15 protein-coding genes and 1 pseudogene are annotated in these 16,013 nt (G+C 49.6%); 13 read left to right on the top strand and 3 right to left on the bottom strand.

Features of this window, described 5'->3' with window-relative positions:
* Nucleotides 1-36: 36 nt before the first annotated feature.
* From HMPREF9162_RS08870 to HMPREF9162_RS08860, 3 genes are read right to left on the bottom strand one after another with little or no spacing between them, the layout of a single operon-like run.
* Complete coding sequence (locus tag HMPREF9162_RS08870; RefSeq protein WP_009439031.1) at nucleotides 37-1,416, bottom strand: restriction endonuclease subunit S; 1,380 nt, start codon at nucleotides 1,414-1,416, stop codon at nucleotides 37-39.
* Nucleotides 1,406-3,802 carry an N-6 DNA methylase gene (locus HMPREF9162_RS08865; RefSeq protein WP_009439073.1) on the bottom strand — a complete coding sequence of 799 codons (2,397 nt, stop codon included), beginning with the start codon at nucleotides 3,800-3,802 and terminating at the stop codon, nucleotides 1,406-1,408. The genes HMPREF9162_RS08870 and HMPREF9162_RS08865 overlap by 11 nt, the downstream gene beginning before the upstream one ends.
* Nucleotides 3,789-4,739 (bottom strand): hypothetical protein, encoded by a 951-nt coding sequence (locus HMPREF9162_RS08860; RefSeq protein ID WP_139057094.1) that lies wholly within the window; start codon nucleotides 4,737-4,739, stop codon nucleotides 3,789-3,791. The genes HMPREF9162_RS08865 and HMPREF9162_RS08860 overlap by 14 nt, the downstream gene beginning before the upstream one ends.
* 394 nt (nucleotides 4,740-5,133) lie before the next feature.
* Between HMPREF9162_RS08860 and HMPREF9162_RS12520 the strand changes: the two genes are divergently transcribed.
* The 13 genes and pseudogenes from HMPREF9162_RS12520 to HMPREF9162_RS08815 all read left to right on the top strand — a co-directional run bounded on the left by HMPREF9162_RS12520 (nucleotide 5,134) and on the right by HMPREF9162_RS08815 (nucleotide 16,011).
* Nucleotides 5,134-5,289 carry a hypothetical protein gene (locus HMPREF9162_RS12520; RefSeq protein WP_009438994.1) on the top strand — a complete coding sequence of 52 codons (156 nt, stop codon included), beginning with the start codon at nucleotides 5,134-5,136 and terminating at the stop codon, nucleotides 5,287-5,289.
* A 76-nt stretch (nucleotides 5,290-5,365) separates the two neighbouring features.
* On the top strand, nucleotides 5,366-5,545 hold the full coding sequence (locus HMPREF9162_RS08855; RefSeq protein WP_009439023.1) for a helix-turn-helix domain-containing protein: 180 nt from the start codon (nucleotides 5,366-5,368) through the stop codon (nucleotides 5,543-5,545).
* A 32-nt stretch (nucleotides 5,546-5,577) separates the two neighbouring features.
* Nucleotides 5,578-7,872, top strand: coding sequence for a phage/plasmid primase, P4 family (locus tag HMPREF9162_RS08850; RefSeq protein WP_009438984.1), 2,295 nt, complete (start codon nucleotides 5,578-5,580; stop codon nucleotides 7,870-7,872).
* 589 nt (nucleotides 7,873-8,461) lie between these two features.
* On the top strand, nucleotides 8,462-8,833 hold the full coding sequence (locus HMPREF9162_RS08845; protein ID WP_009439072.1) for a hypothetical protein: 372 nt from the start codon (nucleotides 8,462-8,464) through the stop codon (nucleotides 8,831-8,833).
* Between the two features lie 77 nt (nucleotides 8,834-8,910).
* Nucleotides 8,911-9,243: a hypothetical protein gene (locus HMPREF9162_RS08840; protein WP_009439099.1), complete on the top strand. Its 333-nt coding sequence runs from the start codon at nucleotides 8,911-8,913 to the stop codon at nucleotides 9,241-9,243.
* Nucleotides 9,244-9,245: 2 nt separating this feature from the next.
* A complete protein-coding gene (locus HMPREF9162_RS08835; RefSeq protein ID WP_009438979.1) occupies nucleotides 9,246-10,175 on the top strand; it encodes a phage major capsid protein in 930 nt (309 codons plus the stop codon).
* A gap of 299 nt (nucleotides 10,176-10,474) precedes the next feature.
* On the top strand, nucleotides 10,475-10,636 hold the full coding sequence (locus HMPREF9162_RS12395; RefSeq protein ID WP_009439085.1) for a hypothetical protein: 162 nt from the start codon (nucleotides 10,475-10,477) through the stop codon (nucleotides 10,634-10,636).
* A 71-nt stretch (nucleotides 10,637-10,707) separates the two neighbouring features.
* A complete protein-coding gene (locus tag HMPREF9162_RS08830) occupies nucleotides 10,708-12,384 on the top strand; it encodes a recombinase family protein (protein ID WP_009439032.1) in 1,677 nt (558 codons plus the stop codon).
* A gap of 55 nt (nucleotides 12,385-12,439) precedes the next feature.
* Nucleotides 12,440-12,634: pseudogene (locus HMPREF9162_RS12970) on the top strand (phage tail protein); the annotation flags it as partial.
* Nucleotides 12,635-12,645: 11 nt separating this feature from the next.
* Nucleotides 12,646-12,960: a hypothetical protein gene (locus HMPREF9162_RS08825; RefSeq protein ID WP_009439049.1), complete on the top strand. Its 315-nt coding sequence runs from the start codon at nucleotides 12,646-12,648 to the stop codon at nucleotides 12,958-12,960.
* 65 nt (nucleotides 12,961-13,025) lie between these two features.
* Entirely contained in the window at nucleotides 13,026-13,133 is a 108-nt protein-coding gene (locus tag HMPREF9162_RS12965) for a tRNA isopentenyl-2-thiomethyl-A-37 hydroxylase MiaE (protein WP_175282266.1), read from the top strand.
* A gap of 12 nt (nucleotides 13,134-13,145) precedes the next feature.
* Entirely contained in the window at nucleotides 13,146-15,698 is a 2,553-nt protein-coding gene (locus HMPREF9162_RS08820) for an addiction module protein (RefSeq protein WP_009439016.1), read from the top strand.
* Nucleotides 15,670-16,011: a hypothetical protein gene (locus HMPREF9162_RS08815; RefSeq protein ID WP_037350541.1), complete on the top strand. Its 342-nt coding sequence runs from the start codon at nucleotides 15,670-15,672 to the stop codon at nucleotides 16,009-16,011. The genes HMPREF9162_RS08820 and HMPREF9162_RS08815 overlap by 29 nt, the downstream gene beginning before the upstream one ends.
* Nucleotides 16,012-16,013: the final 2 nt, after the last annotated feature.

Genomic DNA, 16,013 nt, shown 5'->3' with positions numbered 1-16,013 from the left:
AAGGCACGGAAAGATTTTTTCTCCGTGCCTTCAGATTTACGCAAATATAGTCTTCTCGAAATCTGTGTAGGCTTTTTTCCTTAATTCTTCAGCTTTTGTATAGAACTTGTCGGCTCCGTCTTTTGTGGAGTAGTATTTCTTGATGATTTCCTCTTGCTCTGAGATTGAGGGAATCGGGATACGGATAGAACCTATTTCGTCACTATTTATATTACACTGTCCTGCTGTTTGTCTGCTCATAGTATCGATTTGAAATCGTACCAATGGAAGCATGAATAGGATGTTCACATATTCTGGCAAAACTATAGAAGTATCAAACCGATACCGTATGACGTATGAGGCATAGGTGTAATCGCCGTCAAGGTTAAAGACTGCTGATTTCCCAACGAGCTCTTTGCTGTTTGTTCTGTTAATCAGGAAGTCGCCTTTACGTAATAACCATTTATCCGGCTCCCTTGCCGTAGTCGCAGTTTTGCGTGGTAAGTACTTTAAATCGTCTAAATCAAGCGCCCCATCGACGATGTTAGGCATTCGCAGCATTGGTATCATACCCGTTTTCTGTGTGGGAGATGCCTTTATCGACAGCCCGAAAAGCGACTCCTTTGTAAGTTCCGCAATTGTGTGTATGGGGGATTTGAAACTGTTATAGACCTTGTCCAATTTGCCTTCTTTTAAACCAAACGCAACTTCCCAGCGTGATACGGATGAATAAGATATGATTTGAAGAATCGATGATGTTGTCGCTGTCGACACATCCTGCTCCTTCAAATCTGAAACTGTAGACTGGATATCGAATAGTAAGCCACTGCTGAAATCGTCCCCGTCAGACATACTTTTTTCGGCCGCCGCAATCGTGGCGTGATATACCTTTAGGATCTGTTCTTGTTCCGGGATTGGCGGAATAGGTGCCTCAATAGCTGCTAATTTTTCATAACTCAACGTTTGTCTAACCGAACCTGTGGTTGAATCTTTGATTAAAGTGTTGAAGTATTCGCTCCTCATCATCAACCATAAGAATTGTGGAATTAGAGTTTCCATGCAGCTGAAAACGACATATGCGGGACTGATGTAGTCACCTTTTAAATCGGCTGTTTTAATGCCTATAGAGCCGACATTGATCCTGTACGGGTTATAAGCAAGCCAACCGCTTTCTACCCTGTGGTATTTCTGCTTTATCTTCTTACCCTTTTTAACACCGGCATCAAACATTCCGACCTTATTGGAAACGCCAAGAATAGTGCAATCCTCATCAGGGTAATCGGATAGCTGAATCTTTTCTGTTTGATGAATTAAATGCTTTCCTAATGGCTCTACTGGATAGATTGACTTTATCTTGTTTAGCAGAAACTGCTTTACATCCCACTGCCCAAGTGAAGAAAACAAAACATTGGAAAGGATGGCCGACTTATTGTTCATTTAATACAACCTCCTTTTCATGGCTGTTTCTGCAATAAAATCCGTCTGCATTAAGACTGTATTCGACATTGATTTTTTCTGAATACCATAAGTGGTTCTGAATTCGATAATCCCGATATTCATTCACCAAGGCAGGTAACTGATTGCCTTCTGATGCCGCTCCGGTGGTAGTGATTCCTGCATCATCGATCTTTGCAATCGGCACATCGTAGTCAAATTTTTTCTTTACGACGGGTTTGGTCTCATCCGCGATCTGTTTCTGCAGGTCTTTGAGAGCCTTCTCTGCAGACTTCTTCGAGTCTCTGTTTTCTTTCTGTTCCAGCTGAATGGCTTCGACCTCTTTCTCAATTGCAGAGAAATCCGCATCTTTTGCTTTTTTTGCCTGTTTCATTCGAATACGAGCATCCTTCAAATCTTTTTTTAAGATATCTGTATTGGAGCTACATTCGGCGATAGTGGTATTCAGGTCGTCGATTTCGGGTTGATGAAGTGCGGTTACTTCATCGAGCGCAGTTTTTTTACAACGAGCATATTCTTGCTCTTCCTCATCTGTAAACTTGCGCATAAAGACGAGGGACGGCTTTACTGTTGCTCCTGCTGCGATGAACACATCTTGGGGGATCGAGCAAATGAGTATAAGTTTTGCACGTCCTTCAAAGTATTCTCTGACTGTGGCAAGGTTTTTATTGTTAAGTACGCCTTCGGGGAGAACCATGCCCATCCTTCCACCTTTTTTGAGCAAACGAAGACACCGCTCCATAAAAAGAACTTCCGTAAGGGTACTTGTGTTGCCAAGGTCGTAAAGCGAGAGTAGGGATGCACCGATGTGGTCATCAACCTGTTTAAGAGCTTCATCATAGGATTTCCCATATTTTTGTTTGTATTTTCTTTTCATCTCCTCATCAGTAAAGCGATCAGCCTCGGAAATGAGCTGATTACGGTCAACATTCTGACCAAATGGCGGATTTGTCAGAATTACATCAAATCTTTCCTCGAATATACCGTTGACATTGAGCAGACCATCGTGATGATGTACGCCGCCGTGACCATCACCATGCATAATCATGTTCATTTTGGATGTTCGTGCCATACGAGGATTTGCATCCGTTCCATAAATACAATTGCGGGAAAGCTGATACATTCGACTCTCCTTGATAGAAGTATCTAGTTCAGTATTCAGTGCAGTTTGCATCGCATCTATTTTATCGCTGATTTCTATCTGTTCTTCTTCCAGCTTGCTGTCAAAGTCATTTCCTTCAAGAGAAGCTCTCAGTTTTTCTTTCTGTAATCTGACATCAGCCTCTATTTTCTCACGCACATATTCAAATGCTTTGATGAGAAACCCCCCAGAGCCGCAAGTTGGATCGCAGATAACTTCCCCTTCCTGAGGATCGAGTATCTCCGTCATAAAATCCACAATTGTTCTCGGCGTAAAGAATTGTCCAAGTTCACCGCGAAAAGTTGTACCGAGAAATTGCTCAAAAGCGATGCCTTTTACATCATCCTGTGTATCAGACAAATTGTAATTTTCCAGCTTCTCCAAAATCTGCACAAAGCTGTTCTCTCTGATTTTAATTTCATCATTATCCTCGAACAGATGGTCTTCTTTAAATTCGATTTTTGTGGTGTCGAATAGGTTCTGCATATAAGCTTGGTCAATACCTCTCGCTTTTAACCCGGGACGCATATTTTTTTCGTAATTATCAGCTTGAGACAGATATTCCGCTTTGGTAAATACTTTTGTGCCTCTTTGCTGACGCTCATATCTGATTTTCATAAAAAGTAGTTTGCTGATTTCGTCAAATGCCGCCTCTGGTGATAATTTATCATTATTGCGGATGATGTTATGGCAAGCCTGTAAAGTTTTTGTAAATTCCTCACGTGTGAATGTCTTTGTCTGATTCTTGATTTGCTCAATTTTCTTAGCGTCGTCGATGTCCTTAGCAGTAGGTATGGCTACAACTTCCTCCAGTTTTTGTGGAAGAAATGCCGGATCAACATTAAAGAACTTTGTTTCCTTCTCGTTTGTAGTAACAAAGAAATCAGCGTGTGCCCAAGCGGCATAGTTGAAGCCTTGATAGTAGTCCTCTACGCGGATTTTTACATTTTCAGCTTTGCATTCTATAACTATAAAAGCTGTTTTTTTATCATCTTTATCTTTTTTGCTTTTCCATATTACAATATCTGCACGAGCCTTGCCTTGCCCACGCTGCGAATTATTGACTTTTAACTCTTGCGCCATCTGGTCTAAAGAGTACCCATAGTCATTCACAAGAGTACAGACATATCTCTGCCTAACCTTTTCCTCCGGTTTTGCAACAAGCCACTTATTTGCTAATGGGCAAAATACCTTGCCATCTTTTTCTTGATATTCAAGCTTTGCCATTGTAATTCTCCTCCGTTTGCATTTTCTTTCCCGCCTTTAACATTCTCTTGCGATTGCGAAATTCTCGCTGATTTTTGGCATTCCGTGCTTTCTGGCATTTTTCCTTGTCGCAGTATTCCTGCCGATTGTTTCTGCGAATGAAGAAGTCCCCACAGTGGCGGCAGGTCATCATAACGCCCGTCAATCCTTCGTGAGAACCGCCGTGGTGTTCCTCGATGGGATCTTCTGACATCATGTGGGCAAGGGTGAGCCAAGCAATCTCAAAGACCGAATCCACATCCACGGCAAAGGTCATACGTCCTGTTTTCGGACTTAGCTTGAGCCGCAGACGGAAATCCGGGACGCTTTCCATGAGCAAATCCCGCAGCCGATCGTAGTCATCGAAAGGCTCTGCGGCGTAATCTCCCTCTTTGGGCTGCTCAGAAGGGTGCGCTTCCATATACGCGCACTCGATTTGCATTTCCTTGAGCAAGTCCCCCTTGGCGGCACTCACATCTATATTTTTTGGTGCGCGCATACTGTGTTTGTACCGCTCCAAGTACGGCAGCCCCGGGAAGCGTTTATCTTCATCGTACATATCGTAGGTTTCATCGGAATCTCCCTCGCAAATCCGCATGAGAGCCGTGTAGAAACGGGCAGTATCATAGAGTTTCCCGAGTTCTTCCATAAAGGTATGAAGGGAGAAGGTGGCATCACGGACAGCAAGCTCCGCTGTCATATCGCCAAGGTCGAATTGCTCATCCGTCAATTCGCCGTAGACTTCATCTATATGATAAGGGTGCATCACATCCTTGCACCAGTCCAAAATCAAATCCGTGAATGGCTTCTCTTTTGGGAGGTCATTTATTTTTTTGCCAGATTGCACAAGGTAGAAAGTATGTATCCTCCCGAAATGTAATCCTTTTGCGTTACATCCGGGGGATGATGAGCGTCGCATACGGGGATGGCAGCCCAAGTGCCGTCCTTCAAATAATCAATCTCATAATCGGCAAAGCGAAAGCTGTGGTAGACAAGCTGTCCCACGCCGCCGACTTCTCCAAAACCGAGCATATCCGTCTGCTTGTTGGCTCTCATGCCGGCGTTGGTTCGTCTATATCCCATCATTATCACACCAATCATTTGATAGTAAGCGTTAGAGTAAGTATAAGCGTGAGTGTGAATGTGTTGATTACGGTTATAGTTTATAGTAGAATAGAGATAAATACAAGAGGATGTGAAAAAAATTTTTTCAAGAAAATAAAACACGTTCCCAATCGTCAGCGGATGTCAGCCGGAAACGGCGGTTTCCCGTATCAAGGGAGGAGTCTTTTTGTTTTGAGAGGAGATCCACCGTGAAGGACAGAAAACGACAACGGGAGAATCGGCGAAGGAAGCATCGAGAGGAGGGGCTTGAGAAGAAAAACATCTTCGGTGTCAAGGACATGACCGCCTACAATGCCGTCCAACGAATACGGATTGGGCGACAAGCAACGCTCAAGCTGGCATAACAGAATAGGACGCATACGCGCCGCTCGAATATTCGAGTGGTTTTTGTTTGCCCATTTTTAAGGGAGGTAGGTGTATATGGAGAAAACGACCATGAGCGTGCGGGAATTGGCGGAGCGGATGGGCATCAGTCTGCCGATGGCATACGACCTGACTCGCCGTGTAGACTTTCCGAGCATCCGGGTGGGAGCGAGAATCCTCATTCCCGTCGAGGCGTTCCATACGTGGCTTGTCAAGGAAGCAAGCCCCAAAGCGTAATGTATGACTGATTTTGCAAAGGAGGTGATATTTTGCAGGAGCTGAAAGCACAGAAGATATGGGTGTGTTGGCGATACACCATGGTCAAAGGGAACAGGACGAAAAAGCCGTTCTCGGCTTATGGAACGGCAACGGGAACGGATGCACCGCATCGACATTCTTGGGTAACGTATGATGAGGCTCTGACGGCCTCCAAGGAGAAGCACTTTGACGGCATTGGATTCATTATTCCCGAAGGATATGTATTCCTCGACATCGACCACAGAGGTTTGGATGATCCTCTGGTGCAGACCATGCTCCGAAGGTTCGATACGTACGCCGAGCATTCTGTCAGTGGCGAGGGCATACACTTCTACGGAAAATGCGATCGGGAGAAGATCCCCTCCTATATTGACGGCAAAGGTCAGCGGAAACTCGACAAGACATACTACACCAAGCATCCCAAAACCAAAATCGAACTGTATGTCGGTGGTATGACCAATCGCTTCGCCGTCTTTACGGGAAACGTCATAAGCGACAAGCCGCTCAAAGACTGCACGGCAGCCGTTCTTACCACGTTGGATAAGGATATGCGCCGCTCCAAGAAGCAGAAGTACAGTGCCAAGCGGGATGGGGACAGGAATATCTACAACACCATCTCCAAGCTACGGGAGCAGAAGAACGGCGAGAAGTTCGCCGCGCTCTTTGACCGTGGGGACATCACGGGCTACGGCTCTCCATCGGAGGCGGATGCCGCCCTCTGTGCCTTGATTGCCTTTCGTACCGGTGCGGATGCCGAGATGATCGATGCCATTTTCCGTCAATCCGCGCTCTATCGTGAGAAGTGGGAACGGGAGGATTATCGGGAGGCGACCATCGCGGTCGGGATTGAAGCCTGTCAAGGCGTGTTCCATCGCTCTAAGATGGAGCATCCCTATTTTATCCGCTTTCATGAGAAGACGGGCGCACCGTATGTGGAGCCTTCCATGCTTGCCAAGTATGTGCGGGAACATCTGGATTACATCCTCGTTCGGAACAGCGGGAAGCAGGGAATGATCAAGTACGTATACGAGCGGGGCGCTTACCGCATCTATGCCGACGACATGATGAAGGGCGTCATCAAGAAATTCATCGCCGATTATGACGAGGAACTGGTGCGCATCAAGCCGATCAACGAGGCATTTCAGCTTCTAGCGACCGACCTCGACTATGTGCCGCAGGAAAAGCTCGACGCCGATGAGCGTCTTATCAACTTTCGGAACGGCCTGCTCTATGTGTCCGCTGCGGAAGCCGTGCTCCATCCGCACTCTCCCAAGGCGATGTCTACCATTCAAATTCCCTGCAACTGGACGGGGAAGGAAACGCCGACGCCTGTATTTGACCGCTATATGCATATACTGACGGGCGGTGATGCAGCCATTCGGCAGCTCCTCCTTGAATTCATGGGAGCGTGTATCTCCAATGTGAAGGGATGGCGCATGAAAAAAGCACTTTTCCTCGTGGGGGAGGGAGATACGGGAAAGTCACAGTTAAAGAGCCTCGTGGAGCGGCTGTTGGGCACAGGAAACTACATCGGCATTGACCTCGCGGAGATTGAGGCGCGATTCGGAACGGGAACACTCTACGGCACACGTCTTGCGGGAAGTTCCGATATGAGCTTCCTTACCGTTGCGGAATTGAAGACCTTCAAGAAAATCACAGGTGGGGACAGCCTTTTTGCCGAGTTCAAAGGACAGCAGGGATTTGAATTTACCTACGGCGGTCTCCTCTGGTTCTGTATGAACCGTCTGCCAAAATTCGGCGGGGATGATGGGAAGTGGGTGTATAACCGCATCATGGCAGTGAACTGCCCCAATCCAATTCCGAAGGATGCGCAGGACAAGCTGCTTCTCGAGAAGATGTATGCCGAGCGGGAGGGCATTGTCTACAAGGCTGTGACGGCCTTGCAGACGGTCATCGCCAACGGCTATCGGTTCTCCGAGCCGGAATCTATTCATGTGATTCGTGAGACCTACCGCAGAGAGAATAATACGGTTATCTGCTTCTTCGAGGAATGCATGGAGGAACGAGAGGAGTCGAAATACACCGATGGCGCTACTACGGGGAGAATCTACAATGTGTACAAGGCTTGGTGTCAGGACAACAACCATGGCTTCTCCAAGACGGCGAAGGAGTTTCGTGACGAACTTGCGGCTCACGTGGGCAGCACCTTCAAGGACATCTCGCTCCACACGCGCACAGGCACATATTACAGGAAGTTCACGCTCACGCAGGAAGTGATGATGCACTACCGAAAAACCTTTGATTTCTATGCGGCAGGCGACTTTTCGGAGGACTTTCTCGCCTGAACGTGACAGTTCTATGACTGCCCGTGAATGCAGGAATTGCGCTGTTTTTGCCTATGCTCCGTGATTCCTCTGTGACGGTCTGAAACCATAGGAATCACACGAGGAAGCCAATCATCTCAAGGGATTAAGTCAACCTGTGAACGGTGTGACAGTTTTTCAAACTTCTTGGGGGGATTTGAAAACGTTAGGAAGATATAGATATGAAGTATAAAGATATAAAAGATATGAAAAGAACGGGGGAGGTTCTGTCACGGATGTCGTGAAAATCTGTAAAGCCCTGCGGGATAAGCCGTTGCGCGTGTTTTTCATTGTCACGCAGCAAGCACGGGAAGAATCACGCCGTCACAACAAATCACCGACTGCTGTCATGCCGGAGAAAACCTGCATTTTCGCTAGTGAAAATCTTAAGGAAGCACTGATAAATTCAGCCGCATCATCTTGACGCATCTTTTTTGCCCGAACTTTGTCGGCAAATCCTCCACATAGCTTTGGCTATGCGTCCGGTTTGCCTCCTTGTTCGGACGAAAAAATCTACGCCAATCTGACAGACTTCATTTTATCAGCGATTCCCTTAAGGGAGGCTGTATATATGTCAAAACGAGACCGTATGCTTCGGGACTTGTGCAAGTCCTTGGGCAAGAATTACATTATCGCCACCATTGACCTTGAGCGGGTCATTTACCGCGATTTCGGCAACGGCTTCCATGTGGAAATCAGCGGCGTGCATACGAGCAAGGAAAACAAGAGGGCAACGCTCTATCTGTGGCACGGAAACAGTGCGCCGGCTTGCCTCATTGTGAAGACCGTTTCCGATGTTCCTCGCGGAAGCATCGGGGATGTAGCAGAGGAACTTCTCCGCTATTCCGAGGAGCTGATTCGCTCCGGGAAGGGGGACAGAGACACGCTCTTTCAAATGCTTCATCCGGAAATGTGTGGCAGGAACGCCACAGCAAGATCATAAGTCGAATGTCAACGCGACAGATGAGAAGCGTCTGCCGCTGTATTGCTGCCTTGCTTGCAGCAGGAAGGAGGAACTGTATGTTCCATCACGCTCAAAACTATCCCCTTATCCCTACCGTCAAGAACGGCACTCGCCTTCATCCGCAGAACAATCTTTGCTCGGAGGAGCACACACGCAGCATCTACGATCTCTATATGACGCGTGAATTGGTGCGCAACGAGTATAACGAGGTGCGCGGCTTCTATCGTCTTCATGCCAAGAATTCCCACACACTGGATATGGCATTGGTTTATGACATTGAATGCCCCAAGTGCGGCAATCTCTTGAAGCAGGTGGGACATTGTCTGAACGATCATGAACTGGGGCTGTATGCCTGCCGGGTATGCGATAAGAAAAAGGGAGGATTTTGATTATGTCTGCAAATTTCAATATCATCGGTACGTCCGACTACCGTAAAAATTTCTGGAACGCCATGCGCCAAGAGCCGTACAACTGCATGGTTCTCGACCATGCGGAGGGGAAACCTGTATCGGCGTATACGCTTCCCGCCGAAGACGCTTCCTCTATGGACGATTTCATCAAGCAGGAGAGCATTTCGCAGAACCTCTGCACCACGGTGAAGTTCTATGGTGGGGCAAGCCGCATCTTTGCCCATGACTGCGCCGATTTTGCTAACTGGGTACCGGAAGGAAGTGTCATCCCGCTCTATGACGGCTTGAATGACTTTACCAGATACCCGGTGGACTCCCATAAACTTGCCGTGTTCGTCAAATTGACCGAGGAATTCGTGCATGATGCCGCTTTCGACATGGAGGAGCATCTTACCCGTCGCTTTGCCAAGAACTTCGCCAAAGCCGAGGACGATGCTTTTCTGAACGGTGACGGGGCAAATAAGCCCACAGGACTTCTCCATGCCGAAAAAGGAGCGGAAGTCGGTGCGACTGCCAAGAAGCTGTCCTTCGATGAGTTTATCAAGCTGTATGCATCGGTGAAACCGGAGTACCGCAGCAAAGGCACATGGCTGATGAATGATGATACGGCTCTTTTCCTTCGCACGATGAAGGATGATAGCGGAGCCTATCTCTGGAACAGCGATAAGGCCACCATTCTCGGCAAGCCTGTGGTTATCGGTGAGGGGATGCCAAACGCCGAGAGCGGGAAATTTCCTGTGCTTTTCGGAGATTTCAGCTACTACTGGATGATTCATCGCTCTCCCGTTCGTGTGCGCTCCCTCAAGGAGAAATTTGCGCTTCACGGACAAGTCGGTTATCTCGCCATGGAATTCGTGGATGGCAGACTCATGCGCAGGGAGGCTGTCAAGGCACTCAAGATAACTGCATAAAGGGGTTATGGGTACGGCGGAGCGATTTGCTCCGCTGTATCTGTTTTCGGCAGGTAGGAAGGATAGGGCTTTGATTTATATGAGACAGCACTGCGCCGTATTGCGTTCCAACAGCCGCTATTTATCTCTATGACGGGTTAATCCCCCGTTTGAATTGTCGTTTTTGTGCGCGTGACCCAGCGCCGGTCACCACGGCAAAAGATTGTAGAGATTTGACCGCCCCCTGGGGGCGTCGTCAGAGGACGTAGCGAAACGTGACACCCTTGATGCTATCACAAATAAGGAAGGGAGGGGAAGCAATGACAAATACACAGTCAAGAGAGCGCAATCCGCAGGACACCGTCTATATTGTAGAAGATATTATCAGCGACACGGCCAAGGAAACCGTAATGGACAAGGTGCAAAAACTCATCCTGCGGGATGCGGAGGATTTAGCGAAAGATTCGGCGATTTCGCCGTAATCCGCTTGACTTCTTCACAGCAGTACGGGAATATGAAGTACCACTTGAAGATTGTCGGAAAGGAGGATATCATGGGCAGACAATCACAAACTGCCGTGGAGAACGGTGAAAAAATCACAGCCTTGTATTGCCGTCTCTCGCGGGACGATGAGATGCAGGGCGATTCCAACAGCATCCGCAATCAGAAAGCCATCCTCGAAAAATACGCTGTTGACAACGGGTTTCGGAATCGCGAGTTCTTCGTGGATGACGGATACAGCGGGACGAATTTCGACCGCCCCGACTGGCAGCGACTCATAGCAAAGGCGGAGCGCGGGCAAGTAGGGACGGTCATCGTGAAGGACATGAGCCGTTTGGGGCGCAACTATCTCCGGGTGGGCTATTATACGGAGATGTTTTTCCCGGATGCGGGCATACGCTTCATTGCCGTCAACAACGGCGTGGACAGTGCCAATCAGCAGGACAGCGATTTTACGCCCTTCATCAATATCATCAACGAATGGTATGCCAAGGACACCAGCAAGAAAATCAAGGCTGTTTTTAAGGCGAAGGGGGAATCCGGGCGGCACATGGCAAACCGGGCGCCTTATGGCTACATGAAAGACCCGCAAAACAAGGAGCGTTGGATTCCTGATGAAATTGCCGCTCCCTTGGTGAAAGCTATGTTCCGCAAGTGTATGCAGGGATTTGGTCCCGGATGGATTGCCCGGGAACTCAGGGAGCAGAAGGTTTTAAATCCGATTCTTCATGCCAAGGTCAGGGACGGGAAAATTTCAAGGCAGGAAGCGGAAGCCATGCCGAACGCTTTTGTGTGGAGTTCGACTTATGTGGCCGATATTTTAAGACGCCCGGATTATTTGGGGCATACGGTCAATTTCAAGACGTACAAAAAATCCTATCGCACAAGAGGCGTATATCTGAACGATCCTTCGGAGTGGGTGATTTTTGAAAATACGCAGGAGCCGATTATCGACCAAGAGACCTTCGATATTGTGCAGCGCATTCGTGAGGGACGACGGAAAAAGACATTCCTCGGTATTCCCGATATGCTTTCGGGGATTCTCTATTGTGCGGACTGCAAGGAAAAGATGGGAGCGGTTCGGCAGGGCAATCGTCGAAGGGAACTCGACCATTATGTGTGCGACAACTATCGCAGGAAGAAAGCGCAAAAACTCTGCGACGGCAGAAGCCACACGATCCGCATCAATAAAATCGAGGGGATTCTCCTTCATGCCATTCGGCGCGTTACAGACTTTGCCCGTGCGCATGAGGACGAGTTCATCACCTTGATTGTCAAGAAATCAAGAAAAGCGGCGGACAAGGCTCTGCGTGATGCCAAACGGGAAATGGAACAGGCAGGCAAGCGTATGCGGAAACTGGATCTGCTGATTCAGCGGCTTTACGAGGACAATGTGGACGGAAAGGTTTCCGATGAGCGTTTCACCAAACTGACCGCCACTTATGAGAATGAGCAGAGCGTCTTGACTGCACGGATGAAGGAATTGCAAGCTGTGGTCGCCAAGGAATCGGAAACCGCAGCCAATGTGAACGGCTTCCTTTCCATCGTCAGGAAGTATACGGACATCCCGGAGCTTACCTCAGAAATCGTCCGTGAGTTCATCGAGAAGGTGTACATCTTCCATCCGGAAGTGGCGGACGGCAAACGCACACAGAAAATCGTCATCGTGTGGAACTGCATTGGAGAGTTCAACGCTCGGACTTTGGATGCGGAAAACGAACAGGCATAGTCGGTTTTACGGACTGGATGTGCCATATTTTTTGCGAAAGCGGTATCCATAAGGGAAGTTATCTAAAGTCCAATTCCTCGAACCCTCGGAGAGCGGCAACTCGAAGCAGGAGAGCATTCAGTTCGACACACCGACGCTCACGGCAAAGGCGATCTACCGACTCTCCGACGGGCTGTCCTACGCCAAAGCGGATGAGGAGGCGGCGGGCTTTGCTGCTGAGACAGGGACGAAGTGGTACGAGCAGGTATGAGGGAGCGTATCATGGAAAAACCAACGCTATGGATTGCGGGTAGGGAAATCACGCCGACCCCTCCGAAGATGAAGGTCTGGCGCACGTTCCTTGCCTTTTTTGATGCGGAGAAACAGGACATGGATCTTGAGATGTTCTTGGACGAGCACGTCCGCCTGATCGTCCTTGGATTCGGACGGGAGGAAGTGACAAGGGAATCCGTGGAGGAAAATGTGGATGTGGCGGACATTGTGCCGCTCACCCGTGCGCTTTTTCGATGGATTCAGTCGCTGACGTTTTCCAAACTGGTGAACCTCCCAAACGGGGAGGCGGGGAAAGGGGCGTAGTTCTTTCTCCGTACCAGAATTTACTGCGCTATTACGAGCGGCTGCAGTCCGCCTACGGGTGGACGATGCAGGAGATTGACGCACATGAGATTGCGTTCCTGCTCGATCAGCTTGTGGTAACGGCACTGTGCGAACAGCGGCAATGTGAACGCTTTATTGACGATGTGATGTAGGGAGGGGATAGGGTGGCAAAGCGCGGACAAAAGATTGATGAGCTCTATCTCGATATCGGTCTCAACATCGCACGGCTGCAGCTGGACTTTGACACAGCGGGTAAGACTATCTCGGATTCGATTGCGCGGCTGAACAGCAAGGCAAACAATATCCATCTGAAACTGGATGCCGACCTTGCCAAACTCGACGGTGTGGGTACGGAACTGGATAAGATCAAGGTGCGCCATCAGGCGATCAACCGCGAGTTGGATATTCAGCGGCAGAAGGAACAGATTCTTGCCGCCGTTCTCCAATCCGCAAAGAAAAACGATGGCACGGATAGTGCGTCCTATCGGCGTGCCGAAAGTAACCTGTTACGACAGCAGAGAACCGTCGCACAGACGGAAGCCGAGGTGCGAAAGCTGAATAACCGCCTAAAAGAAAGTGTGGTACTCTCCGGAGCGCTCGGCGGACGTATCTCGGCGGGCATGACGGCGGCACAGGCGGGTGTCAAAAACCTAACGAGTGGATTCAATGTCCTCTCGGCAAAAATGGCCGCAGTTATGGCTGTTGCGGCGACAGGAGCAGGGCTGTTTAACATCACCAAGGACGCGATGCTTGCGGGCGAGAATGTCTATAAGCTCACACAGCGACTTCATGTGTCCGCGAGTGAGGCGGCGACGCTCAATCGGGTGTTCCAACTTGCGGATACGGACATCAAGAGCATTATTCCGCTGATCGCTCGTCTTGACAAACAGGTATCCGCTGCGGGAAATTCGGGTAACGATACCACACACGCCCTATCGCGCTTTGGTATTGCGCTCAAAGACCAACAGGGCAATCTCCTGCCGCTCAATGAGCAGCTGGCACAGCTCGCCAAAGGTTACAAGACGGCAAGTGAAGCGGGGATGGAGGAGGCGTATACCGCAGAAGTCCTCGGAGCGCGTGGTGCGTCACTCATCCCCATTCTCGAACAATACGAAGACCTTATGACGATTTCCTCACGGGTCAAGACCACGGGGCTGCTCGACCCGGCACAGGCGCATGAGACCTATCTCAAGTGGCGTGCGATGGAGATGGAAGCGGGGCAGTTGAAACTTGCCCTCGGCGCGGCGCTGCTCCCTGCCGCCGAGGAACTCATGCCCGAGATCAATGACGGCTTTGAGTCTCTTGTTGAAACGATTCGCGACAACAAGGATGAGATCAAGGATGCCGTCCTCGGATGGGGCGAAGCACTCAAGACCGTCGCAGAACTTGCGGGCTTTGTCGGCGAGCAGATTCATAAGGTGAGTGAACACGCAGAAGCAAATGCGTGGCTCGTGAAAAATCATCCCGTGGCATCTCCTCTGATTGCAGTTCCGTTTCTCGGTGGTACGGCTCTCGACGCTCTCTACGGGGACGAATACAAGCAGTACCAAGAACAGCAGAAACTCGCCAAAGAGAAAGCGGCGGCAGAGGAGAAGGCGCGTGCCGAGGCAGAGAAGAATGCCAAGGCGCAAGAGCAAAATGCCAAGGCTGCAAAAACCCGTGCGGCGGCTGAGAAAGATGCCGCAAAAACGGTCAGTGAATCTGCAAAGGCGACCGCACAATTGACGGACAGCCTATATACACTGACACACACAGACATCCAAAACAGTCTTCATACACTGGATCGTGAATCCTTCGATTTCTTCCAGAAGGGCGCAGATCCGCACCTCATCGACGAATACCGTCTGGCAAAGGAAGCGAAAATCTACGCCGACTTTCAGCGGGACGTTGTGGACAAGGCGAATGCGCTCTACAAGACAGACCTGCAGAACAAGCTGGATTCCATCGCCCGTGAAGCCGATGCCTTTCGTCAGAAGGGCTTGGACGAGCTGCAGACGCAGACCTGGCTCAGCGAGAGCAAGGCGCGGGTGATGGAGCAGTGGGAGCGGGATGTCGCTTCCAACATCAGTGCCATCTGGAAGACCGAACTTGAGAATCGCCTTGCGGAGATTGAGCGCGAAAAGGATGCGTGGGTACAGAAGGGGCTGGACGAGGTCGAGGCGACGCGTTGGGCAGAGAAGCAAAAACTCGATGCCAAGCGCAATGCCGCTCTGGAAGTTCTCCGCTCCCAGAAGGAGGAGTTGAAGGTATTCAAGGCATCCGGGCAGGTCGGGCTGATGGAGTATCTTCGCAAGAAGAACAAGCTGACCGCAGAGGATCTGGGGCTGACACCGGAACTCTTGCAGCAGTTTCAGTCCGGGCGTAAATGGGCGATGGAGAATCTCCTGCCAAACTTCCGTCTTGAGCAGCGTGATGACAGTTCCCGCATTCGTGTCAACGGGCAGGAGTTCTCGTATGCACAGATGATGGCAGGGCTTGGACAACAGGCGCAGATTGTGCAGGGAGGGGGACAAAATGTCAATTCTTCCTTCAATGGTGCTCAGTCCGCACCATCCATGACAGACAATCGGCAGATTCACATACAGGTGCAAATCGAGAACGCCGTCACGGAGGACAACGAGGGAATGCGTATGCTCGCCGATCATGTCGCCGACCGCATTCGACCTGCTGTTGAAAACGCCCTTGGAGGTGATTCCAATTCATATTCACATTGGTGAGGTTAAAACATTGAGTGTCGAGAACTGGCAGATCGTTCCCGATGATCGTCAGCAAATCATCGAAATTGTCGGCGGCGCGGTCGTGCAGGATTTCGGACACATCACGGAGGGCGATCGTATTTCCTGTTCGGTCACGGTCACTTCTGCCGCATGGGAGAAGATCAAGGGCTACTGGGACAGCCGCACGATGGTGTCCGTAACGGATGAGGGCGGGAGCGTCCTGCCCTCCATGCGTGTTGTGGTGAAGTCCTACGAGTATGTGGCTCATTTTCCGAAGGTATATAAACTGTCTCTGGAACTATGGAGGGTGTGACA

Origin of the sequence: Selenomonas sp. oral taxon 137 str. F0430 (genome assembly GCF_000183625.1) — a bacterium.
Lineage (GTDB): Bacteria > Bacillota > Negativicutes > Selenomonadales > Selenomonadaceae > Centipeda > Centipeda artemidis.
Note: the sequence above shows the minus strand (reverse complement) of the source record. Positions and strands in the feature narration are given on the sequence as shown.

Bases quoted from the DNA above. Each gene is read 5' to 3' on its own strand.
- HMPREF9162_RS08870 (WP_009439031.1), bottom strand. From the start codon at position 1,416: ATGAACAATAAGTCGGCCATCCTTTCCAATGTTTTGTTTTCTTCACTT.
- HMPREF9162_RS08865 (WP_009439073.1), bottom strand. From the start codon at position 3,802: ATGGCAAAGCTTGAATATCAAGAAAAAGATGGCAAGGTATTTTGCCCA.
- HMPREF9162_RS08860 (WP_139057094.1), bottom strand. From the start codon at position 4,739: ATGCGACGCTCATCATCCCCCGGATGTAACGCAAAAGGATTACATTTC.
- HMPREF9162_RS08855 (WP_009439023.1), top strand. From the start codon at position 5,366: ATGGAGAAAACGACCATGAGCGTGCGGGAATTGGCGGAGCGGATGGGC.
- HMPREF9162_RS08845 (WP_009439072.1), top strand. From the start codon at position 8,462: ATGTCAAAACGAGACCGTATGCTTCGGGACTTGTGCAAGTCCTTGGGC.
- HMPREF9162_RS08840 (WP_009439099.1), top strand. From the start codon at position 8,911: ATGTTCCATCACGCTCAAAACTATCCCCTTATCCCTACCGTCAAGAAC.
- HMPREF9162_RS08835 (WP_009438979.1), top strand. From the start codon at position 9,246: ATGTCTGCAAATTTCAATATCATCGGTACGTCCGACTACCGTAAAAAT.
- HMPREF9162_RS12395 (WP_009439085.1), top strand. From the start codon at position 10,475: ATGACAAATACACAGTCAAGAGAGCGCAATCCGCAGGACACCGTCTAT.
- HMPREF9162_RS08830 (WP_009439032.1), top strand. From the start codon at position 10,708: ATGGGCAGACAATCACAAACTGCCGTGGAGAACGGTGAAAAAATCACA.
- HMPREF9162_RS08825 (WP_009439049.1), top strand. From the start codon at position 12,646: ATGGAAAAACCAACGCTATGGATTGCGGGTAGGGAAATCACGCCGACC.
- HMPREF9162_RS12965 (WP_175282266.1), top strand. From the start codon at position 13,026: ATGCAGGAGATTGACGCACATGAGATTGCGTTCCTGCTCGATCAGCTT.